18 protein-coding genes are annotated in these 22,606 nt (G+C 43.6%); 3 read left to right on the plus strand and 15 right to left on the minus strand.

The features are described 5' to 3' along the window. Positions 1 to 18: 18 nt before the first annotated feature. From AB5916_RS06420 to AB5916_RS06445, 6 genes are all read right to left on the minus strand, one after another. Positions 19 to 858 carry a S1 RNA-binding domain-containing protein gene (locus tag AB5916_RS06420; protein WP_158422062.1) on the minus strand — a complete coding sequence of 280 codons (840 nt, stop codon included), beginning with the start codon at positions 856 to 858 and terminating at the stop codon, positions 19 to 21. 146 nt (positions 859 to 1,004) lie between these two features. Beyond that, on the minus strand, positions 1,005 to 2,267 hold the full coding sequence (locus AB5916_RS06425) for a serine hydrolase (RefSeq protein ID WP_368189813.1): 1,263 nt from the start codon (positions 2,265 to 2,267) through the stop codon (positions 1,005 to 1,007). Between the two features lie 117 nt (positions 2,268 to 2,384). After that, positions 2,385 to 2,600: a hypothetical protein gene (locus AB5916_RS06430; protein ID WP_368189815.1), complete on the minus strand. Its 216-nt coding sequence runs from the start codon at positions 2,598 to 2,600 to the stop codon at positions 2,385 to 2,387. A 288-nt stretch (positions 2,601 to 2,888) separates the two neighbouring features. Beyond that, positions 2,889 to 3,092 carry a PTS ascorbate transporter subunit IIC gene (locus tag AB5916_RS06435; RefSeq protein ID WP_158422061.1) on the minus strand — a complete coding sequence of 68 codons (204 nt, stop codon included), beginning with the start codon at positions 3,090 to 3,092 and terminating at the stop codon, positions 2,889 to 2,891. Positions 3,093 to 3,094: 2 nt separating this feature from the next. Continuing rightward, positions 3,095 to 4,114 (minus strand): SPFH domain-containing protein, encoded by a 1,020-nt coding sequence (locus tag AB5916_RS06440; RefSeq protein WP_368189817.1) that lies wholly within the window; start codon positions 4,112 to 4,114, stop codon positions 3,095 to 3,097. A gap of 102 nt (positions 4,115 to 4,216) precedes the next feature. Next, entirely contained in the window at positions 4,217 to 5,122 is a 906-nt protein-coding gene (locus tag AB5916_RS06445) for a ribokinase (protein ID WP_368189819.1), read from the minus strand. 228 nt (positions 5,123 to 5,350) lie between these two features. Between AB5916_RS06445 and AB5916_RS06450 the strand changes: the two genes are divergently transcribed. After that, positions 5,351 to 6,352 (plus strand): LacI family DNA-binding transcriptional regulator, encoded by a 1,002-nt coding sequence (locus AB5916_RS06450; protein ID WP_368189821.1) that lies wholly within the window; start codon positions 5,351 to 5,353, stop codon positions 6,350 to 6,352. Between the two features lie 57 nt (positions 6,353 to 6,409). On the opposite strand, the gene AB5916_RS06455 is transcribed toward AB5916_RS06450, so the two are convergent. The 5 genes from AB5916_RS06455 to AB5916_RS06475 form a co-directional block, all read right to left on the minus strand. After that, the gene (locus AB5916_RS06455) at positions 6,410 to 9,268 is read right to left on the minus strand and encodes a family 78 glycoside hydrolase catalytic domain (protein WP_368189823.1); all 2,859 of its coding nucleotides are present in this window, start codon (positions 9,266 to 9,268) and stop codon (positions 6,410 to 6,412) included. 64 nt (positions 9,269 to 9,332) lie between these two features. Then, a complete protein-coding gene (locus tag AB5916_RS06460) occupies positions 9,333 to 12,023 on the minus strand; it encodes a family 78 glycoside hydrolase catalytic domain (protein WP_368189825.1) in 2,691 nt (896 codons plus the stop codon). Between the two features lie 156 nt (positions 12,024 to 12,179). After that, positions 12,180 to 13,166 carry a sugar ABC transporter substrate-binding protein gene (locus tag AB5916_RS06465; protein WP_368189827.1) on the minus strand — a complete coding sequence of 329 codons (987 nt, stop codon included), beginning with the start codon at positions 13,164 to 13,166 and terminating at the stop codon, positions 12,180 to 12,182. A 94-nt stretch (positions 13,167 to 13,260) separates the two neighbouring features. Beyond that, positions 13,261 to 14,241, minus strand: a complete 981-nt coding sequence (locus AB5916_RS06470; RefSeq protein WP_368189829.1) for an ABC transporter permease — start codon at positions 14,239 to 14,241, stop codon at positions 13,261 to 13,263. Continuing rightward, a complete protein-coding gene (locus AB5916_RS06475) occupies positions 14,238 to 15,740 on the minus strand; it encodes a sugar ABC transporter ATP-binding protein (protein ID WP_368189831.1) in 1,503 nt (500 codons plus the stop codon). The genes AB5916_RS06470 and AB5916_RS06475 overlap by 4 nt, the downstream gene beginning before the upstream one ends. Before the next feature lie 416 nt (positions 15,741 to 16,156). Here AB5916_RS06475 and AB5916_RS06480 point away from each other — a divergent pair, with 416 nt between their 5' ends. Continuing rightward, complete coding sequence (locus AB5916_RS06480; RefSeq protein WP_368189833.1) at positions 16,157 to 17,161, plus strand: LacI family DNA-binding transcriptional regulator; 1,005 nt, start codon at positions 16,157 to 16,159, stop codon at positions 17,159 to 17,161. A gap of 37 nt (positions 17,162 to 17,198) precedes the next feature. On the opposite strand, the gene AB5916_RS06485 is transcribed toward AB5916_RS06480, so the two are convergent. After that, positions 17,199 to 17,909, minus strand: a complete 711-nt coding sequence (locus AB5916_RS06485) for an acyl-[acyl-carrier-protein] thioesterase (RefSeq protein ID WP_368189835.1) — start codon at positions 17,907 to 17,909, stop codon at positions 17,199 to 17,201. A gap of 49 nt (positions 17,910 to 17,958) precedes the next feature. Beyond that, positions 17,959 to 19,329: an MATE family efflux transporter gene (locus AB5916_RS06490; RefSeq protein WP_368189837.1), complete on the minus strand. Its 1,371-nt coding sequence runs from the start codon at positions 19,327 to 19,329 to the stop codon at positions 17,959 to 17,961. Positions 19,330 to 19,468: 139 nt separating this feature from the next. On the opposite strand from AB5916_RS06490, the gene AB5916_RS06495 reads away from it, so the two are divergent. Further along, positions 19,469 to 20,680, plus strand: a complete 1,212-nt coding sequence (locus AB5916_RS06495) for an MFS transporter (protein ID WP_368189838.1) — start codon at positions 19,469 to 19,471, stop codon at positions 20,678 to 20,680. Here the strand turns inward: AB5916_RS06495 and AB5916_RS06500 are convergent. Further along, the gene (locus AB5916_RS06500; RefSeq protein WP_368189839.1) at positions 20,667 to 21,305 is read right to left on the minus strand and encodes a transglutaminase domain-containing protein; all 639 of its coding nucleotides are present in this window, start codon (positions 21,303 to 21,305) and stop codon (positions 20,667 to 20,669) included. The genes AB5916_RS06495 and AB5916_RS06500 overlap by 14 nt on opposite strands. Beyond that, a complete protein-coding gene (locus tag AB5916_RS06505) occupies positions 21,302 to 22,588 on the minus strand; it encodes a serine dehydratase subunit alpha family protein (RefSeq protein WP_368189841.1) in 1,287 nt (428 codons plus the stop codon). The genes AB5916_RS06500 and AB5916_RS06505 overlap by 4 nt, the downstream gene beginning before the upstream one ends. Positions 22,589 to 22,606 lie beyond the last annotated feature (18 nt).

The raw sequence follows: 22,606 nt of genomic DNA on the forward strand, positions 1-22,606 counted from the left end.
TATTATTTCTTGCCTCTGTTATTTTTTGTATATTCTTCTCTCTTTAATCTCTATTTTGCCTTCTTTCAGAAGGTGCCCGATTGCCCGTTTGAATGCATTTTTGCTCAAGCCGAATTCTCTTTTGATCACTTCCGGGGACGCCTTATCATCAAAAGGAAGAACCCCTGCAAATTCATCGATCACGCTAAGCACGGACTCTGCATCCTCTTCGATCTGCAGGTATGCTTTCTGGCGATCTGTGACATTCATCTTGCCGTCTTCTTTTACTTCTGTTACACGCAGATCCAGAATCTCTCCCGGACGGTATTTCCCGGCAGCCTCCCTTGCAGGAATCAGTGCAGAATACTTGTCATCAACAGCCACAAATACACCAAAATTACCGCTGATCTCATATACACGGCCCTTTACCTGGTCTCCCACCACATAAGGTGTGCGTGTAGAAAGATAATGATATACTTTCATGGTAGCGCAAAGACGCTGGCTTTTATCAATATAAAGAGCCACCAGTACGTCTTTCCCTTCCTGCATCCTGGTGGTCTGCTCATGATATGGAAGCAGAAGGTCTTTTTCCAGTCCCCAATTCAGGAACGCTCCGATCCTTGTCACCTGGGAAACCTTCAGAACTGCAGTCTGCCCTACCTGAAGCATGGGCTCTCTGGTGGTAGCGATGAGACGGTCTTTGGAATCTTTATAAATGAATACGGTCAGCTCATCTCCTGCTTTCGTGCCTGCAGGCACCTGTTTGGCAGGGAGTAGTACAGAATCTTTGCCTTCTTTATCATCCTTTTCAGCCAGATATACACCGAAATCCACTGTTTTTACTACAGTCAGTGTCTGTTTTTTTCCTAATTCAATCATGGGTTCTCCTTATTATATATTTTTACGAAAATGATTATTGTCAGTATAGCACACACACAATGTAAAAGATACTCTCAATCCACATGGGCCTAATTGTTGTTTTGCTCTTTTGGCAGCATTCCCCCAATTTGCGGTTGAATAGAATACTATTTAAGTGTGTCTGCGTATTGCAGAAGCCGGCGTGTATCCGCCCATCTGGCATCGCTTGTAGGGCCTCCCAGTGTAACGGAAATATAGGTCTTTCCATTTCCGGCCTGGATCATACCAACAAAACAATGGCCAGCTTTACGGGTATAGCCTGTTTTGATCCCGTATACTCTGTCCATATTGCCAAGAAGCTTATTGGTGGTACGGAAGGTATAGGTATTGCCGTTCAGGCTGGTGATGGTCCCTTGCTGCCGTTTTACGATTTTTCGGATCATAGGCTTCTTCCATGCATAACAGGCGATCTTTGCCAGATCCCTGGCAGTTGTATAATGGTCCATCCCTGCATCCAGTCCGTTTGGTGTGGCAAAATGGGTATTCTTACATCCCAGGACTGCTGCTTTTTTATTCATCAGCTTTACAAATTTAGGTACTGACCCGCTTACATGCTCTGCAAGTGCTACTGCTGTATCATTGTGGGATGGGATCAGCAGGGAATAAAGAAGATCCTTCAGTACAAAGCTTTCCCCTTGCTGCAGATACAGCTTGGTAGGCTCCTGGGCTGCTGCATTGGCAGATGCAGTCACCTTCTCGGTTAATTTGCAATTCTCCAAAGCCAATATAGCCGTCATCAGCTTGGTGGTGCTTGCATTTGCATGGCGCAGATCCGGGTTCTTGGAATAAAGCACTTTCCCAGTGTCAGCCTCTACAAGGATCCCACATGGACTGCTAAGGGAAACAGACGGGCCGCTTCCTGTCATCCTGCCATTAGAATCAAACCTGCAATTCACACCGGAGATCCGTTTCGTTCCTGTGGTCAGCTTGCCCTTTGCATCAAAATAATAGGTATAACGGCTGCGGATCCACCCCTGGCTTCTGCGGCCGTCGCTTCGCAGATAATAGGTCTTCTTTCCATTTTTGTAGATCCATGCATTTTTATACATGTATCCTTCTGATTTCTTCCCAAAGTAATACCACCTGGTACCGATCTTGTGCCAGCTGTACTGCCTGACCCCTTTCGCAGAAAAATAATATGTTTTCCCCCTGACAGATAAAAGGCAATCCTTTGCCATCTGTCCATCTTTGTCATAATAATACCAATTTCCATTTCTGGCGGTAAATCTGCCCCCTGTAACCTTTTCAATATTCTTTACGCTGGTCACTTTTGCAGAAACCGGCACTGCCGCTCCCAGAAGCAGTATCAGCATTACCAGAAGACACAGCCTGTATATGCCTGCTCTTTTTCTCTCTTTTCCTGTACTCATCATTTCCCCCGCTTTAAAGTAAAACAAAATATCAGTTCTATTTATTTTCCTATTTTCCCCAGTTTTAGTCAAGGCATTTTTCGGAACGAAATAAAAAACGAAATAAAAAAAGGCGTTCTATCTCACACGCCTTTTTCTCAAAACTTCTGTATAGCATTCTTGATTACGGAATCTGGAAAGAAAATCCCGTGTAAGAGCATCTTTCGGATCCTGGAAAAGCTTTTTCGGCTCTCCCTCTTCTACGATCACTCCATCAAGTCGAGCAGTCGCGAGACTTGGCGCGTGATTCTGGTCAGCGTAAGCTGACATATTCTTTACAGAATCACTGCGCATCCTCGCGGAGCGTTTATCTCAGTCGAAGATTGGACTCCCACTGAGATGAACTTGCTGTTACTCACCACCTGAAAGAGGCGGGAGTCTTCTCGACTGAGATAAATCTTAATAGCCTCGTATTATTAAGTCCTATAATTTTTTATACAATAGAAACATTACTGAACAATTGTCTATTACACATAAAAAAATCGCAACAGGCGCAGTTTACCAATTCACCGCGCCGTTGCGATTTATCCACATAATAACCCTAACCCCTGGTAAAGCCAAGGAGAACTATTATACGATCTCTTATATATCCAGTTCTGGGGGAACATCCAGTTCCTCGGATACATATTTCCCATTTTTCTTGCGCTGCCTTACGCATTCCGACAAAAGATACTCGATCTGTCCATTCACTGAACGAAAATCATCCTCCGCCCAGGCAGCGATCTGATCATATAATTTTGCTGAAAGTCTGAGCGGAATCTGTTTCTTTGCCTTAGTATCTGCCACGATTAATACAGACTTCCTGAATTAACAATAGGCTGTGCGTCACGATTGCCGCAAAGTACTACAAGAAGGTTGGATACCATGGCCGCTTTCCGCTCCTCGTCCAGTTCTACCACACCATTCTCATTCAGTCTGTCCAGTGCCATCTCCACCATACCAACAGCACCGTCTACGATCATCTTCCTTGCATCAATGATCGCAGATGCCTGCTGCCTCTGAAGCATAACGGCTGCAATCTCCGGTGCATATGCCAGATAAGTGATCCTTGCCTCAATGATCTCAAGTCCTGCGATCTCAACCTTCTGCTGAATCTCCTTACGGATACGCTCGGCAACCACTTCACTGGATCCTCTAAGGCTGCCTTCATCTGCGATACCGTCTCCTGTAGTGTCTACATTAGGAGCCACATCATATGGATAGATCCGTACAATATTTCTCAGGGCACTGTCACACTGAAGGGACAGATATTCTTTATAATTATCTACATCAAACACAGCCTTTGCAGTATCTACCACACGCCACATAACTGCAATACCGATCTCGATAGGATTACCCAGACAGTCATTGATCTTCTGACGGTTATTGTTCAGAGTCATGATCTTCAGTGAAATCTTATTATTTGTGATCAGAACTTCGCTGCTTTCTTTCGCAGATGCGCCAAGAACACTTGCCAGGGAACCTTTCCCGGAACCTCCGTCTACATCGCCGCTCTGGTTCAGCTTTGTCTTAGCTGCCGGATTCACACTGCTGCAAAATGGATTGACCCAGTAAAAACCATTCTCCTTCAAAGTACCGATATACTTACCAAATAAGGTCAATACCAGTGCTTCCTGTGGCTTCAGGACACGCAATCCTACAAAGGGGATCCAGCCTATAGCTACCCATACAATACCAACAACCATAACTGGGATCACTTCCTGAACCGCACCAAATGCGATAGCTCCTACCCCCACTGCATACAGCAGGAGAAACAGAAGCATCATGGCCATGCCATTTTTCTTGTTGTTTAATACTTTTTCTTTCATTTTCTTTTTCTTCCTCCTAAAATATCAAATATGTTTTGATATTTTGATGATATCATTTTAATATCATGCTGTCAATAGAGACTTTTGCAACGACCCTCCATATTATCTTTCTTTTAAGAACTCCACCACTTCCTGATACAGCGGAATAGACGGTGCTGCGCCTGGACGGGACACTGCGATTGCAGAAGCTGCAGAAGCCATTTCCAGACATTTTGGAATGTCCTCACCAGCACACAGACCTGCAAGGAAATATCCGCAGAAGGTATCTCCTGCAGCTGTAGTATCCACTGCCTTTACACGGTAAATATCATGGGTATAGGTTTCCTCACCCTTCTTGCAGAGAACCCCTGCATCTCCAAGAGTAAGTACGATTACTGCTGCCGGATATTTCTCGGAAAGGATCTCCAGCACTTTCTTGTAATCAGGGTTCGCCTCCTGAATCCCTGCGATCGCTGCACCTTCCACTTCATTAACAATAAAATAATCTACACAGTCCAACGGCAGGTCTTCCATGGACTTTGGAATCGGTGACGGATTAAATGCCACCTTCAGACCCAGTTCATGTGCCCTCCGGATCATATAAGGAACTTCATTTACCTCATACTGCATCAGCACAACGTCCCCCGGCTCTCCCTTTTCTGTAAGAACCTTGTCAATATATTCTTTAGTAAAGTCACGGTTGGTGCCGCCATATACGATGATACAGTTATGTCCTGTACTATCTACCTGGATAATAGCATGGCCGCTCTGTCCTGGAAGCACCTGAATCTGAGAAATATCCACGCCTGCATCCTTCATAAAATCAGTGAGCATAGCACCATCTTTTCCTACCGCTCCTGCGTGTACTACGCATGCGCCTGCTCTCGCCGCTGCCACAGACTGGTTCAGACCCTTGCCGCCTACATTCAGATGGATGCCATCTGCCAGTATGGTTTCTCCCGGAAGTACAAAATTCTCCACCTGATATACCTTATCAATATTCATAGATCCAAATGAAATGATTTTCATAAAATATTCCCTCCCAATTCCCGTATTTCATTGACATTTTCTTTTTTCCGGCTTATGATAATTAAACCAGTTTTATAATTTACTAATTTCTTTACCAATAATACCATATCAGGGGCAAAAGTTCAAAAGTCTTTCGTAAACAATCCTAAAAATCTCAATCTTTCCCCTGATTCCACTTATTAATAATGCCCCCGCTGCTTCAGCAACTATAATCCCCCGGAGGTAAACATGGCAGTTAAATTAAAAGATATTGCAGCAAAAGCAGGTGTATCTTCTACCACCTGTTCCTTAATATTAAACAACAAACCTATCAGTGTATCCGAGGAAACCAAGCAAAATGTACTTAGAATCGCACTTGAAATGGGTTATATGCGAAAGCAAAGCATCCATAATCTGGGATTGATCGTTCCGGATCTGGGAAACCTTTACTTTACAGAGATCATAAAAAACGTATCCCGCAGGGTTCAGGAAGCCGGTTATAACCTGGTTATCCTTGATTCTAATAACTCTATTGAACAGGAATGCAAAAATTTACTACAGTTACGCAATTCCAAAGTGGACGGTATCATGCTTTCTCTGGTTCCTCAGGACGAATCCACCTCCCAGGTACGCCCATTGATACGAGAGATAACATCCCACAATCTTCCTATTGTTTTACTAGAGGATTCTCTTTCCACTTTTGGCTGTCATTCTGTAAATACAGATAATTATCAGGGCGGATACCTTGCAACTAAACACCTGATCGATCTGGGACACACCCGGATCGGCACAATTACCGGAAGTTCAGATTTTCCAAATACAAACGCGAACCGCACCACCGGATATATGGCCGCTCTTACAGAAGCCGGGATTCCCATTGATCCTGAACTGATTTGTCCGGGCATGTTTACTATTGAAAGCGGTTATAAATATACTCCCTATCTTCTGGAAAAAGGTGTAACTGCTATTTTTACCCATAATGATATGTGTGCGTTTGGTGTTTATCATTATCTGCAGGAACACCATTTGCGGATACCCGATGATATTTCCCTGGTAGGCTTTGATAATCTTCCCATCATCTCTACGCTGGGATTTCCTCTTACTACAGTTTCACAGCCAATTCAGCAGATTGCAGACCGCTGCGTAGATATTCTGCTTCAGTCCATACAGAATCCTTCCACAGAACGCACATCTGTTACTATGCAGCCCGAACTGATCATCCGAAGCAGTACCGGTCCCGTCAAAAAATGAATCACACGTTCATTAAAAAATCGTAAGAACGGGTGCCTGATCAGACACCCGTTTTCTTTACTTTACTGTCCACCGGAAATGATATGCTCCAGATTCCACATGAATCAAAACGCCGCCATCTTTTTCTTCAACATCAAGCAGGCCTTCAAATCCACTCAGATTTCCTTTGCTTTCTTTGACATTATCCGCAGAAGTATTTTCAATAAAGATCTTCGCCGTTGCATTTGCCGGAATTTCCGTGTCCATTATCATCTCATTTCCTTTATGCTCCCAGCGATTTATAACCGTTCCCTGTTTCGTTATAACTTTTCCTTCTGCATAATCCAGTTGGTCTGTAAAATATGGGCGAATCTTCACCGTGGTAAACCCAGGTTCTGCCGCAGAAATACCACACATTCCCTCTACCATCCAGTTACCGATAGAACAATATGCCGGCTGTATATAAGAACAGTCTCCCCTTTCTCCATTTGGCAGAATAGCCTGCATAGCCTCCCATACGGTAGTAGCTCCCTGATTCACCTGATACAGCCAGGATGGGCACTGTTCATTCAACAAAAACTCATACATCTGGGCAGATTTTCCATTCTCGCAGAGGATTTCCGGAAGTACAAGTGCAGATGAAAACCCTGCATCCATACCATTTTTCTTTACCAGTTTCATGATCCTCTTAAACAGTTTTCCCTTTTCTTTTTCCGGATAAAGATGCATATGCAGGGCAAGGATCTGTGCCCCCATATACGGTGACTCCAAAATCTGTCCACGATTGTAAAGCTCATGTACAGCAGCCTCCCGAATCTTTTGATTTAACTCCCTGTACATTTTTGCATCTTCCGTTTTTCCAAGGATTTCTGCGATTTTACTTAAGGTTTCCGTAGAATATGCATAATAATAAGTCCCTGTCAGATTACATAACACAAGTGGTCCTAACACCATTCGTCCTGTTTCTTTGTCTGTACACGCACTTGGAGTGATCCAGTCACCAAAACTCCAGTCAGCATTCCAGATATATTTCAGATAAGGTTCCCTGTCAGGAGTCACTTCCCCTATAGAGATCGGATTTGCACTTTCCGCACGATATTTTTCCAGCTCCAGCCATTTCTGCATAGACGGATAGCAGGTTTCTAATATCCTCTTATCCCCATATTTCTGATACATGTGCCAGGGCATCATGACAGCTACATCACCCCAGCCTGGAGTAGAATGATTCATAGATGTATTTCCATTTCGGAAATACGGGATTACCGCCGGAATCTCTCCATTCTCACCCTGATCATATTTCAGATCCTCCATCCACCTTCGAAAGTTGGCTTCCACATCCAGATTATAGCACACTGTAGGTGCTATCATCTGCAGATCCCCAGTCCACCCAGAACGTTCTCTGTCCGGATTATCAGTAAAAATAGACATCAAATTGGATCGGAGCGTCCACTCAATATTCTTCTGCAATCGATTCAATTTAGAATTGGATGTATCAATATAAGTAAACACCTGTACATCACTTCCTATCAACCGTCCCACAATCCGGGAAGGCGTTACCTCCCCTCGATCTGCACGGAGGCGGATATAACGATACCCGTGATATGTAAACCAGGGATCATAATCTCCTTCTCCCTGTGCATCCAAGACCACTGTATCAATCATCTGGCTATTGTTCCCGGTGATCACATAACGATAATTGCCATCCTTATCCGGTTCTTCAAAATAGTCAAGCTTGATCACAGCCCCCGGAGATCCTTTCAGATGCATCCTGGCGTTTCCTGCCATTGCCTGTCCAAAATCAATGATCTGCTCTCCTTTAGGTGACTGATAGATACGCTGTGCCGAAAGCGTTTCCAGGACTTTGATATGCTGTGCATTCTGTCCAGCCAGTGTTTCATATCCATAATCTACTTCATTTACCGGTTTCCAGGAAGAATCATCCAATTCCTTTTCAGACCAGTTTTTTATTTCCCGACTACAATCGTATTTCTCTCCTATAAAAAGATCCGCATATCTTCTTGGCCCATCTGTGGTCGACACAAAAGTATTGTCACTTCCAATGATTTCCTCTCTTCCGTCTCCGTAAAGCACCTGAAGCTGCACCAATGCTCCAAGCATATTTCCAAATCTGGCTGATTCACCAGAAAATCCGATCCTGCCTGCCCACCATCCATCAGAAAGAGTCACCCCCAGCACATTTTCTCCTTCTTCCAGAAGATTTGTTACATCATAGGTCTGCACCTGAATATAATCCGCATAGGAAGTAGCCTCCGGTGCAAATTCATAATCTCCTACTCGCACTCCATTGATCTCCATGCGGTAAATTCCATGGGCTGTGGCGTAAAGTCTTGCGCGCATTACCTTCCCAATTATATTCATCCGCTTGCGTAACATAGGACACGGGTACAGCACATCTTCCTGGATTTCCTGACTCTGTACACTTCCATTTTCCACATAATTATCCAATTCCGGTTCATGAAGCCATCTTCTTGTTCCGTTTTCAAATGTCCGAAGAAACGGCATTTCTTTGGCAATATCCCACTCTTCTCGAAATACAGGTGTCTGCTCAGGCTCAATCCATTTTGCTTTCCAGTCAGATTGATGTAGAAGCCCCATTTCAAACCAAGCCGCTTCTGGTGCTGTCCATACCATCCCATCCTGATCCGTCACTTCTGCATTCCAGAAATACCTGGTTCCGCTTTCCAGAATCACCTTATCTAAAAGACAGGCTGCTTCCTTTGTTTCAATAAGACCACTGTCAAATATCTTCTTTCTGCTATTCTCCTGACCTGGCAATTCTTTTTCCACGATCACACGAAACGCTTTCTGAAACGCCCCTCTTTTTTCTGCTCTCAGATTCCAAGTGAGGCGAGGCTTCAGAATAGAAATCCCCATAGGATTTATCATTGATTCACATCTTAAATTATAAACAAACATATGACTGTCCCCTCTTTCTTTTTTACAAAAGCAGGGACAAAATATCTTTGCCCCTGCCCTTTCATTATCTGCTTACAACAAATCGATAGATTCCTGCTGTTACCGCATATACAACTCTGTCTTTTTCCGTTCTCAGATATTGTGCTTCTTTTGAATCAGCTGAACTTCCATTTTTATAAATATTCACATCTCTCAGTCTGATCTCCGTCGTCACCGGATCCGCCACCGGAAGCGCAATCTCTCCTTTGCAGTTGTATGGAATTTCCACATCAAATATCAATGCGTTGCCCTCTTTTTTCCAACAACTCTTTACCACACCGCTAATAGTGTCCATACTTGCATTTACAAAATCCAGATTTTCCGGAATATATGGCCGGATCTTCACATTTCGAAATGCCGGATGTTTTTCATCCACAAGAATACCTGCCAGATATTTATGGAAACAAATAGAAAACGCTCCATACATGGGATGGTTTCTGGAAGCCATATTTGCCAGAATACTATTCGGGTCATTTACCTCTTCCCACCTTTCCCAAATGGTAGTTGCACCACGTTCCAGCATAAAGCCCCAGCTTGGATATGTAGTCTGTGTAAGAATCGCATAAGCCACATCTTTGTAACCATTCTGGAACAGCACTTCCAGAATATATCTAGAGCACAGATTGCCGGTTGTCAGATGGTAATCATTTTTTTCCACAATGTCTTTTACCATATTTTCCAGAACAGCTGCCCTATCCTCTTCCGGGATCATCTCTGTATACAAAGCGATCGCATTTGCACCCTGGCTGTTTTTGCCACAATATTTCTCCTCTTTATTATAGAAATGTCTCAGGAATGACTGGCGGATCTCCTCAGCCTTCTTGCCAAATGTATCCGCATCTTTTTCTTTTCCAACAACCTCTGCGATTTTTGCCATCAGACCATACATATAGCTAACTGAAGCTGTTGCAACCAGAATCGTTGGCGTGATGGTGGATACCGCTCCCCCTCCAACGCCTTCTCCGTCTGCCGCATGTGTTCCACACATAGGACCTGCCCAGTCACCCATATGGGAAGAAAATACCACTCCATCCTCAGAGTTTCTCTCCAGATATTTAAGCCAGCGCACATTCATATCATAGTTTTCTTCCAGGATCCTCTTATCCCCATAGAAACAATAAACATTCCAAGGAAGATTGGCTGGTGTGATGGCAATTGGATCCATTGGAGTTGGCCCATAACGTCTTAATGGCGCTGTGTCTGATAAAGCACCGGAAACCACGCCCTGTGTATCCCGGATATCCCGCATCCATTTGGTATACAGTTTTACCAGATCATAGTTATACAGCGCACACTCGTTACGTACAGACATATCATTGGTCCAGCCCAGTCGCTCATCTCTCTGCGGGCAGTCTGTAGGAATAGAATGACGGTTTGTCTCCTCTGTCCTGCTTGCCACCTCATACAAACGATTCAACAATTCCTCAGAACACTGGAATGTTGAGGTCTTCTTAATATCGGAAATTACCAGACAGCCGGTAATGGTATCCTCTGCCGGTTCCTCTGTAAGCCCTTTTACATTTACATAACGGAAACCATGGAAAGTAAAATCAGGCTCATATATTTCTGTACCTTCCCCTTTAAGAATATATGTATCAATGGCTTTGGCATCACGAATGGAAAGCTTATTTACAGAATGATCCGGGAATGCTTCCTCCGCAAAGGACATCTCAATAGTCTGTCCCGTTGTTCCTGCAATCTTCAGTCGTACCCAGCCAGCTATATTTTTACCCATATCGAAAGTGTAGCTTCCATCCTCCAGATGATATACTGCTGCTGGTTTAAATCTGTCTACTACACGGATAGGTTCCAGAAGCTGTGCACAGATTTCACCTTTTTTAGGCTCTGCCTCAGTCATTCTTGCCCAGATTTCTTTTTTGTCATACTCTTTATGATCCGGCATATTCCAATGAGGGATCTCTTTTCTGGCATCATAAGTTTCCCCATGATAAATACTGTCATAAACCAACGGCCCTTTCTGGGTGTATTCCCAGACACCGATTCCAGGACGAAACCATGTTTTCTCTCCCTGAGCATTTACAAGGAGCATCTGCATGGAAAGGAAGAAAACTGGAAGATCCTCTTTTGCCACTGTCATATTCAGTCCGATCCAGCCTTTTCCAAGATGAACACCAACTGTGTTATCACCTTTTTTTACCAGATCTGTTACATCCATCATTAAATATGGAAGAGTTTTATTCCAGTCTGTATTTGCATTATTCAAAACAGTGTCCGTAGCTCTTTCACCGTTAATTGTCAAAACATAATAATTTGGAGTAACCACAAATGCATAAGCCTTCTGGAAATCCTGATCAATTCTCAGTTCTGTACGGCACATAGGTGCTTCTTGACCCATTCCAGGGATCCCCAGCCAGGCAGACTGCCACAGGGTCTTATCGATCAGCCCTGTTACCATCTCCTGCACCTGGCTTGTTTTACTTCTGTCTTTTGTATCCGTTGCTGTTACCTGATAATAGTAAGAAGTAACACTTTCTAAATCTTTTCCATCATAAACAATATTTGCAGTCTGGTCGGATACCACTTCGCCGCTGTCCCACATATACGCATCTTCTTTGGACAGGTCTTTACCTTTACTTACTATGATCCGATATGATTTCTGCTCTTTTCCTTCATTCTCCTCCATACGCCAGGAGAACCTTGGCTTAACGCTGTCAATTCCTATCGGATTTTCAATATATTCACAAAATACTCTCATCGTTTCTCCTTTTATCCTTTACGTCTTTGTTTCCAGAAATCATATTTTCTGTGTCTTTTTTATATCTTTTTACTGTTTTTGGGTATAAAAAGGGAAGCTGCTGCACCAAACAGCATCTAATATGCATTCAATGCAACAGCTTCCGTGCTAAAAGGATTATTTCATCATTCCGTTTGCTTCATGTTTTGCAATAATCTCATCTACATTGTCTTTGGTGATAAGGGTTGGCTCAAGCTCGATATATCTGCTCTCAGTGTTCTCGCCTGTCAGCATCTCATGAAGTGCTTTTACAGCTTCTTTTGCCTGCTCGTCACAGTCCTGAAGAACGGTTGCTTCCATCGCGCCAGATTTAACTGCGTTACATCCGTTAGCCAGACCATCAATTCCATAAAACTGGATTCTCTGTGTATCCCAGCCAGCAGCCTCGCAAACCTCGATAGCACCGCATGCAAGGTCATCATTTGGAGCCATCAAAGCGTCAAACTGATCCTCATCATACATCTGAGTCCAGTCTTCCATTACAGTCATACCGCTTTCTTTCTGCCAGTCTTTAGCATTCTGCTCTGCCAGAATTGTCACATCATCTCTACCTGCATCTTTCAGGGCATCTTTAAATCCATTCAAACGATCGTCAGATCCTACGTTTCCTGCAGGTCCACCAAAGATCAGGATAGATGCATTCTCCGGAAGTGACTCAGATGCAACTTCACCAATTGCTTTTCCAAGACCATAGTTGTTAAGTCCAAGATCTACAGTTACTCCATCTGCATCTTCACTTTTGTTTACACGTACTGTATAAATGCCATATTCATCCAGTGCCTCTTTATAAGCATCTGTAAATTTTGTTTCATCCGGAGCATCAACAATGATACCATTATATCCGCCTGTTTCTGCAAGCTCGATCATTGTCTGAACATTTCCCGTCTCACCTGCAAGGTCATTGATGGTTGCAGTCATATCTGAGTAATTCTCATCAATTTCTTTTTTAATAGAGTTTGCCAGCCAGGAATAGAAAGACTGTGCCTGGTTGCTGCATCCGATGAGTACCTTGTACTCTGCATCATCGGCCATTACAGGTGCTGCAATTGTTCCACATAATGTTGCTGCTGTTACGATCCCCACCATCGCTTTTTTCATGTTCATAGTAAAATCCTCCTTAGATTTTATATAGTTTTATTTTTACGGCATATGGAATATCTTCCGGCATATGCCGCCATGCCCGTTTATTCAGTTGTATTTAATTTTTCTTTTTGAAGAAATTCTTTACTTTATTATTCTTTGTCAGAAGATCAAAGCTGAGTGCAAGGATAATGATCACACCCTTTGTTACCTGTTGAAAATATCCGCTTAATCCTAACAGGTTCATAAAGTTACTGAGGAAACCCATGATACAGGAACCAATCAACACACCACCTACAGTACCGATACCACCTGTAAAGCTTACACCACCGATAACTGCCGCAGCGATCGCATCACCATGATATCCATCTGCTGTACTTGGGATTGCGGAATTTACGCGAGCAATCTGAAGCACTGCTGCCACGCCAGTAAGAATACCTGCAACCAGGAAAGTTTTGATAATGGTACGGTCTACGATAATACCAGAGGCGTTGGCTGCTGCCTGATTACCACCAACAGCGAATACATCACGACCAAGAGTTGTTTTATTCAGGATAATTGCCATAACAACGCAACATACAAGTAATACGATTACAGGAACCGGAATTGCTCCAACATAGGTAGTAGAAATCACATTGTAGTTACCGATTTCATATGTAGCCTGTCCATTTGTATAGATGTAACAAAGACCTCTTGCAATATAGTCCATTGCCATTGTAGCAATAAAAGCTGTAAGCTTTACTTTTGCTACCAACACACCACTGGCCATCAGTACAACAGCACTGATCAAGATTGCGACCAGTACACCAAGTAACAGGGAACCACTCTTCAGGTAAACCTGTACAGACACCATACCAGACAGTGCTACTACAGATCCTACGGACAAGTCGATCTGCCCACTGATGATCAAAATCCCCTCTGCCAGCGCCAGGATACCAGTTACACTGATCTGTCTTAATACGTTTGTCACATTCTTAATAGAAAGAAAACCAGGAACCGTTATAGATCCAATCACCAGTAATGCGACCAGTACAAGACCAATTCCATACTTTTTCAACAACTGGCTTCCTATGCTTTTTGTTGCCTTTTCCTTACTCATAATCCGGCTCCTCCTACTGAATAGTTAATCAGTGACTCCATTGTCAGTTCTTCTCTGCTTAATTCTCCGGTAACTCTTCCTTTGTACATGATCACTGTCCGGTCACACATACCGATGAATTCCGGTGTTTCAGAAGAAATCATGATGATTCCTTTTCCAGCCTCTGCCAGTTCAGTCATCAGCTTATAGATCTCATGCTTAGCTCCTACATCAATACCTCTTGTAGGCTCATCCAGAATAACAATATCTGCATCTGTCATCAGACATTTACAAAGAACTACCTTCTGCTGATTTCCACCACTTAGATTCTGAACTGTGCTGTCCAGCCCCGGTGCTTTTACCCGGATATCCTTAAACAGCTTTTCCGTGATCTGATCTTCTTTCTTCTTCTGGAGGAAACTGTGTACAGAAATTTTCTTCAAGCTGGAAAGGGAAATATTTTCTTTAATATCCCTGCAAAGGATCAGTCCAAGACGTCTTCTGTCCTCGGATGCCATTACGATACCATTATTAATAGCCCCGCTTACATTATTGTATTTAACTTCCTTGCCCCGGACAAAGATTTTACCCGAATCCGCTTTGTCAAGTCCTGCCAGGATCCTGACTACTTCTGTACGTCCGGCTCCCATCAATCCACCAAGTCCGAAGATTTCTCCTTCATGGACAGTAAATGAAATATCATAAATACGGCTTTCCTTACATGTCAGATGCTCTACTCTTAGAACCTCTTCCCCAATCTTGGCTGTCTTCTCCGGATAAACCTCTGTAATCTCGCGTCCAACCATCAGTTTTACAAGAAGATCTCCGTCATATTCTGAAACAGGAGCAGTCCTGATATGCTTGCCATCTCGCATAACTGTAATGTAGTCCGCAATCCGGAAGATTTCATCCATCTTATGAGAAATATAAAGAATGGTGATTCCTCTCTTCTTTAACTCATCAATCTTTTTGAAAAGACGCTCAACTTCATCGCTGGATAATGCGGATGTAGGTTCATCCATGATCAGTATCTCAATATTCTCACCCTGAACTGCTTTTGTGATCTCCATCAGCTGAATATCAGAAACAGAATATTCTCGAAGAGTTTTCTTAGGATCATAATTCAAATCCTCTCTTTTCAGGATCTCCCTTGCTTCCTCTCTTGATTTCTTCCAATCAATAAAGCATCCCTTCCGTGGCTCCCTGCAAAGCATCAGGTAATCTTCTACTGCCATGTCCGGCATATAGGAAAGTTCCTGATAGATCATTGCAACACCCTCACGGGTTGCATCTGAAGCAGTTTTAAACTTCTTTGGCTGCTCATTGATATACACGGTACCACTGGTTGCTGAGTAGGATCCGTTCAGGATCTTCATCAATGTGGATTTTCCAGCACCGTTTTCCCCCATCAGCACATGTACGCATCCCTGCTTGATTCCAAAGCTGACATCATCCAGTGCTTTCACTCCCGGAAATTCCATTGTAATGGAGTCAAACCTGATCTTGTAACTATCTTCCATCATTGACCTCCTTTTTACAGAAATTTACTTAAATAAATATTTTCTATTGTAATGTTTTTTTAAAGCAAAAGCAAGATTTAAAGAATAAATATTTTACTAAATTCATCTTACATATTTGCTCCAAATTAGTAAATTAAAAACCTATAATATCATGTTTAATTCTCTTTTGCATTTGTTCTCAAGCTGTTTTCCTTTATGTTTTTTTCGTAAATTGCTGTGCTTTATGCTATATTTATATCATTCTGTGTGCATTAATGTCAATAAACACTTTTACTAAATGTTTTACTTATTTTTTGTGTGATATGGTATAGTGGTATATCCCTATTGACTTCTCACTGTATTTAGGATATTATTTTAGTAAATTATTTGTTTCTATTTTACTAAATTATACTTAGTTTCTCAAACGAGGAAAAATTATGAAGATAAGGCTTAAAGACATTGCAGAAGCAGCAGGTGTGTCGTCAACCACCTGTTCGCTGATATTGAATAACAAACCGATTAACGTATCAGAAGAAACTAAAAATAAAGTAATACAGGTTGCTCAGGAGATGGGTTATACCTATAAACAGAAAATACGCAATTTCGGGCTGATCGTACCGGATCTTGGAAACCTTTATTATACAGAAGTTATCAAAAACGTATCCCATACCGCCCAGCGTTGTGGATATAATCTGGTAATTCTTGACTCCAATTTTAATTTGAAGCAAGAAGTCCGCAATCTGCAGCAATTATCTCAATCAAAAGTGGACGGAATCCTTATTGCCCTGATCTCCGAAAGGACAGATATCTTTCCACTAAGCACTCTTGTAAGGAAAATCAGTAATAACAGGATTCCCATTGTACTACTAGACTACTCTATTAATACGCTGGGATGTCACTCCGTATCCATAGATGATTACTATGGAGGATACATGGCAACCAAGCACCTGATCAGTCTTGGGCATCGGAAAATCGGGTGTATATGCGGCAATGCAGAAAATCCCCTGCTACCGCCAAACCGTGTTGCCGGCTTTAAAGCTGCGCTTTCTGAAGCTATGATTCCTTACAATGAAAACCTGGTAATTAACGGACACTTCACCGTAGAATGCGGTTACCATTCAGCTCCTGTTCTTCTAAAAAAAGGAGTAACTGCCATTTTTGCCCACAACGATATGATTGCTTTGGGTGTTTATCACTATCTCCGGGAACATCATATACGTATTCCCGAAGATATATCCCTGGTAGGATTTGATGATATTCCTATCGTTTCTTCCATGGAACTGCCACTGACTACAGTAGCGCAGCCCATCCAGGCCATTGCAGAACGCAGCATAGAGATCCTGCAGGATTCTATCCAAAATCCTACTGCAGACCGGATTGCCATCACCCTGCAGCCAGAGCTTGTGATTCGTTCAACAACAGGGCCAGTACGCAGTCTGTAGTCAGCTTCCGGCCACGGTATGTATTGACCTCATTCTACTACCGTGCCTGAAATTCCACGACAGCATAAGATTCACCCTCTTTTGTTTCCAATGCCACCACTACCTTACCAGGCTCTGTATGCACTCTTGGATAAAATACATCCCCAAGCACTGCCTGTTTCTTATACTCTGCACGCATCTGGTGGATCTTAAAGTCCTCCGGCAGATAATCCGCTGCGATCCGGATATACTGGCAATTATTCACATGATGATGGGTATCCAGGTTGTGCTTCTGCACAGTGAATGGCTCCTGATCTGTCATCTCCTCCGGAAGCTGGATCTTTCTGGAAACCTGCTCCATTTCTAAGGGCTCTTCCAGCACATATCCACGGCAGTCCTCTTCTGTAAGCCTTGCAGGCAGCCCGGTGTTTGTATTAATGTTGATCCATCGGGAATTGGCATAAGCCAGCCTTTCCCCATTTTCACCTTCAAGGACAAAATTACGCATCCCTGTAAATCCCTTAAAGGCATACGGCTTAGTAAGTGCTGTGATCTTTTCTCCCAGCATAGGATACCGATCGATCACTACCTGCCAGGATGCCAGCACCCAGGCACGTTTTCTTTCTTCTACTGCCAGCATTCCCTGTCCGATCTCTTCTGATTGGAAAGTACAGCAATCCTGAAAATAATCAAGAATCGCCGGCAGTGTAAGGCATTTATCCTCACCAATCTCACTGTATCTAACCTTTCCTTCAAAACGATAACTCATAATTATAATTCTCCTTTTTCTGTATATATGCTATTTTCTGATGCAAGTTCTATTTTCCCTCTGTCTCCATTCTTTTCAGCTCCGGAAATACAGTGAAAATCATAGTAAGAAAACAAAGGCTGCCGCCGATCACATTAGATACCGGTTCTGCCAGAAAAACTCCATCTGTACCCATCTTCAGCAGATAAGGGAGGATATAAGTAAGTGGTACTACGATCACAACCTTACGGAGAATAGAGAAAAATACAGCCTGTTTTTTCTTGTTCAGAGATTTGAATACAGTCTGTCCCATATACTGAAAATCCATAAAGATGAATGCTGAAAAATACTGTTTCAGTGCTGGAATTGCGTCTTCCAGAAGCATATGGTCCGAACTGAAAATGCTCATCAGCTGTTTGGGAAAGAAAATGATCACGCTCCACATCACCGCTGTATAAAGAAGGATCATCACACTCATGGTGAAGATCGCACGGCGCACATGCCCGGATCGGCGGGCCCCATAATTATAGCTGATAATAGGAGAAGACCCTTCTGTCAATGCATAGATCGGCGTTTCTACCATCTGACGTACACTGGATATGATTGTCATTACGGATATGTATACATCGCCACCGGTTACAGACAGTACGTTATTGCAGCAGATCGTTACCAAGCTGTTGGTAAGCTGCATAATAAAGCCAGCGGTTCCAAGACTGATAATATTTTTGCAATATCCTATGCATCCTGATAATTCTTTTTTCTTTAAGAGCCGTACTTTTAATTCTGCTTTTTTGTGCAAAAAAGCGATTACAAACAAGGCAGAGAAAATCTGCGAGATCACCGTAGCGATCGCTGCACCGCAGACCCCCATATGTAATACAAAAATAAAAACCGGATCCAGCAGAATATTCAATACTGCACCTACTGTCACCGAGCACATCCCGGCCACCGCGTATCCCTGTGCATTAATAAACGGATTCATTCCGGTAGCGATCATCGATGGCAAAGTACCCAGCAGATAGATCAGCATATAGGGAAGGGCATATCCAATCGCTTCCTGGGATGCCCCAAACAAAATCAGAAGCGGCTTCGCCGCCAGAAGACCAGTTGTCATCAAAACCAGTGCACTGCCACACAACATGGTAAAGGATGTGTCCATGATCAGCCTAGCTTCCCGGTCATCTCCTTTTCCACGGCTGATTGCAAAAAGAGGTGCACCGCCGCTGCCAAAAAGATTGCAAAATGCCATAATGATCACGATCACCGGAAAGCAAAGTCCTACTGCTCCCAATGCTTTCGTCCCTGTTTCCGGGATCCTGGCAATATAGATCCTGTCCACGATGTTATAAAGAAGGCTGAGAATCTGGGCTGCCAGCATGGGGATGGCTGTACCCAGGATGTTTTTTGTAATGGTTCCGTTTTCAAAATCTACCCGCTTCATGTTACTTTTCCCCTTGTTTTTTCTATATATAATTGCTATTTTTATTATGAATGTTATAATTGTAATAATGTAGGGGCAAAAGACCTTTGACCCTGATCCACATTGATAAACATATCACAAACAAAGGAGTTATACAATCATGTTCTCATCTTCTACACAGCCTTCAAATCTGACTCCCAGGTATTCCTGTATCCAGTTTTTCTTCTGGATCGTTTTTGTTACCTTGGCCAATTTTGCCAGCGTATTTCTCCTGAATACCGGCTTCACTAATACCCAGATTGGTATTATCATCGCTTTGGCAGGCGTTGTTTCTGCACTTTTGCAGCCAACCGTTGCCAGCTATGCCGACAAGAACAGCAGCCCATCTCTGAAAAAGATATGCATTTTTATTTCACTGATTGCCCTTGTTTTGTCAGCATTTTTGTTGTTCTATACACGTTCTCTGCTGTGCACTGGAATCTTTTACGGAAGCTGCTTTGTGCTTATACAGCTGCTTACCCCTATGGTCAACTCGCTGGGAATGGAAAGCCTGAACCAGGGCAAAAAACTGAATTTCGGCATTGGCAGAGGCATGGGGTCCCTGTCTGCTGCTGCGATCGCATCTACTCTGGGTATCCTGGTAGACAGATTTGGAATCAGAACCATCCCTGTAAGCATTTCCATTGGGCTGCTTCTTTTTCTTTTTTCCTTGTGGATTTTCCCTTTCCGGAAAGTTCCAAAAGAACGCCAACAGAATCTGACGGCGGCAGAAAAAGCACCTGGATCCGGTGCTTTGTATTTCTTTCGCAAATATAAAAAATTTACCATCGTACTGCTTGGTTCTATCATGGTGTATGTAAGCCATGTGCTGATCAACAGCTTTGCATATCAGGTCATTGTAGAAAAAGGAGGGTCCAGCACTGATATGGGGATCGCTATGGCTCTTGCTGCCATAATCGAGCTTCCTACCATGTTCCTTTTCGGCTATATGCAGAAAAAGATCCGCTGTGATATATGGTTCCGCAGCTGCGGTATTTTCTTTGCGCTGAAAACCCTGTTTTCTCTGCTTGCCCCCAATATGACTGTATATTATATCATTCAGATCTTTCAGGCCTTTGGCTGGGCTTTGATTTCTGTTTCCTCTGTATATTACGTAAACTCCATTATGGAGCCACAGGATGTGATCAAGGGCCAGGCTTATTTCACCATGACCTACACCATCGGAACAGTTCTTGGGGCACTTCTGGGTGGCTGGCTTATCGATCTGGCAGGTGTTTCTGCCATGCTGATCTTTGGTACAGCTGCCGCTTCCATCGGCGCAGTGCTTATGCTTTTTGCTACCGAAAAGCCGGCAGAAGCTACTTCCAGATAACCCTACCCTTTTTCACAGTCATTACATAAGTTTTATCCCTGCGCATCCGGAACGGATATCTGATCTCTGACACCAGGAACAGATTCTGATCTGAATGCGCTCTTTGCATACTGCAGTCACAGATCAGCCATCTGGATCCGATCCTGACCTCACACCATCCATGTGGTGACAGCTGCGCATAGGGACCTCGTGCCGTAACACCGCCTACTGCCACCCGGCTGTCATATCCCAATACTCTGGCAATATATGCCATAGCCGCTGCATAATAGTAGCAGCTGCCTCTTTTTCTGGTAAACATGTACCTGGCACAAGATTTTATATTCCTGGCAGTAGGCACTTCCGTACCCATATGGAAATATGAAAATTTCACCAGTGCATCATAGCACTGACGCAGTCGCTGCCTTGTCTTATTCTTTCTTGATGAATTCTTCAACACAAAATCCACGGCCTGGCGGATCTCTCCTGCCTTTACCACAGTACCGGTTCTGTCCACATACACATAGCCTTTTCTCTTTGTACCTGTGATCCTGTTCCTGACAGCAGCATTTACCTGCACTGTTCCCACATCTGCCCCTGCCAGCAATACTGCTAAAAGACACACCAATATTAAAATCTTCTTTTTCATGAGCATCCGGCATCCCACCATCCGGTCATCACATTTAGGATTTCCTGATCCGTCTGGCGCATTCCAACCCGTCCGATGTACCCCATAGCCTTAATGGTTTGTTCCACATCCTCTTCCACGATCCCGTCTCCTGGAAGAAAACTTTTGTTTTCCATACTCAGATGAAAGGCCATGATCGCCGCATTTACCGAGGATGCAATCTTGGCTGCACAAGAAGGCTTTGCGCCATCACAGATGATGCCTCCAACATTTCCCAGTGTATTGATGATCGCAGCCGAAACCTGACTATAATCACCGCCATACATATAAGTGATCCCTGCTCCCACACCGCAGGCAGAACATACAGCACCACAGTAAGCCGACAGACCCCCTATGTAATATTTCTGGTGCACAGCAGTAAGATTACTCACCACCAGTGCACGATACAGCTTCTCTTCCGGCACATCCCATTCCTGAGCATAGACAAGCACTGGCATAGAAACCGTGATCCCCTGATTGCCACTTCCGGAATTAATCACAACCGGCATGGAACAGCCACCCATCCTGGCATCACTTCCTGCTGCCGCCCTGGCACATGCACGGGCAGCTACTGTACCTCCCCAGGCATTCTCCAGGGTTTTCCCGATCTGTGCTCCATAGGGATGCTCCAAGCCTTCCTGAGAGATTGCTGTATTTAACCGGATCTGCCGTCCAATAACATCACGGATATCTTCCATACGTACACAGTCTGCAAATTCCAGGATCCCACGTACAGAAAGCTCTCTTCTTTCTTCTTCCGTACTCTTTCCATCATTTTTCAGCTGGTCATAGAGAACCTGCCCATCTTTTAGGACTCGCACAATATTAGTATGTGTTTCGGAAATCACTACCACTGCACTATGTATTCCTTTTTCCACATGGGCTTCTATATAGATCTTTTCTGTGGTATCTGCCAGGGCAAATGTACAGATCCCATCTGCCAGGTGTGCTGCTGCCTTTTCTCTGTCATTGGCTGTCACACTTTCCAGAACCTCCAATTCTTTCGAGGCATCTCCGCCTACAGCTCCAAGAACTGCTGCTGCATTGATTCCTTTCATCCCGCCGGAATTAGGAACTGCTGCACCCTTTGCATTTTTGATAATATTTCCGCTGCACCGGATATGAATAGATTCCGGGCACTCTCCCAGCACCTGTACTGCCTTTGCTGTCGCATAAGCTACTGCGATCGGCTCCGTACAGCCCATAGCCGGTATCAGCTCCTTTTTCAGAATATCCAGATAATTTGCATACTGTACTGCATCCACTGTATTTCCCTCCCTGTT

This window comes from Blautia sp. 1033sp1_1033st1_G9_1033SCRN_220408 (assembly GCF_040929965.1).
GTDB lineage: Bacteria > Bacillota > Clostridia > Lachnospirales > Lachnospiraceae > Blautia_A > Blautia_A ammoniilytica.

Excerpts from the sequence above, each read along its gene's own strand:
- AB5916_RS06430 (WP_368189815.1), bottom strand. The coding sequence starts at position 2,600 with ATGCGCAGTGATTCTGTAAAGAATATGTCAGCTTACGCTGACCAGAAT.
- AB5916_RS06440 (WP_368189817.1), bottom strand. The coding sequence starts at position 4,114 with ATGAAAGAAAAAGTATTAAACAACAAGAAAAATGGCATGGCCATGATG.
- AB5916_RS06480 (WP_368189833.1), top strand. The coding sequence starts at position 16,157 with ATGAAGATAAGGCTTAAAGACATTGCAGAAGCAGCAGGTGTGTCGTCA.
- AB5916_RS06500 (WP_368189839.1), bottom strand. The coding sequence starts at position 21,305 with ATGAAAAAGAAGATTTTAATATTGGTGTGTCTTTTAGCAGTATTGCTG.
- AB5916_RS06470 (WP_368189829.1), bottom strand. The coding sequence starts at position 14,241 with ATGAGTAAGGAAAAGGCAACAAAAAGCATAGGAAGCCAGTTGTTGAAA.
- AB5916_RS06425 (WP_368189813.1), bottom strand. The coding sequence starts at position 2,267 with ATGAGTACAGGAAAAGAGAGAAAAAGAGCAGGCATATACAGGCTGTGT.
- AB5916_RS06420 (WP_158422062.1), bottom strand. The coding sequence starts at position 858 with ATGATTGAATTAGGAAAAAAACAGACACTGACTGTAGTAAAAACAGTG.
- AB5916_RS06455 (WP_368189823.1), bottom strand. The coding sequence starts at position 9,268 with ATGTTTGTTTATAATTTAAGATGTGAATCAATGATAAATCCTATGGGG.
- AB5916_RS06445 (WP_368189819.1), bottom strand. The coding sequence starts at position 5,122 with ATGAAAATCATTTCATTTGGATCTATGAATATTGATAAGGTATATCAG.
- AB5916_RS06450 (WP_368189821.1), top strand. The coding sequence starts at position 5,351 with ATGGCAGTTAAATTAAAAGATATTGCAGCAAAAGCAGGTGTATCTTCT.
- AB5916_RS06460 (WP_368189825.1), bottom strand. The coding sequence starts at position 12,023 with ATGAGAGTATTTTGTGAATATATTGAAAATCCGATAGGAATTGACAGC.
- AB5916_RS06485 (WP_368189835.1), bottom strand. The coding sequence starts at position 17,909 with ATGAGTTATCGTTTTGAAGGAAAGGTTAGATACAGTGAGATTGGTGAG.
- AB5916_RS06495 (WP_368189838.1), top strand. The coding sequence starts at position 19,469 with ATGTTCTCATCTTCTACACAGCCTTCAAATCTGACTCCCAGGTATTCC.
- AB5916_RS06475 (WP_368189831.1), bottom strand. The coding sequence starts at position 15,740 with ATGGAAGATAGTTACAAGATCAGGTTTGACTCCATTACAATGGAATTT.
- AB5916_RS06465 (WP_368189827.1), bottom strand. The coding sequence starts at position 13,166 with ATGAACATGAAAAAAGCGATGGTGGGGATCGTAACAGCAGCAACATTA.
- AB5916_RS06490 (WP_368189837.1), bottom strand. The coding sequence starts at position 19,329 with ATGAAGCGGGTAGATTTTGAAAACGGAACCATTACAAAAAACATCCTG.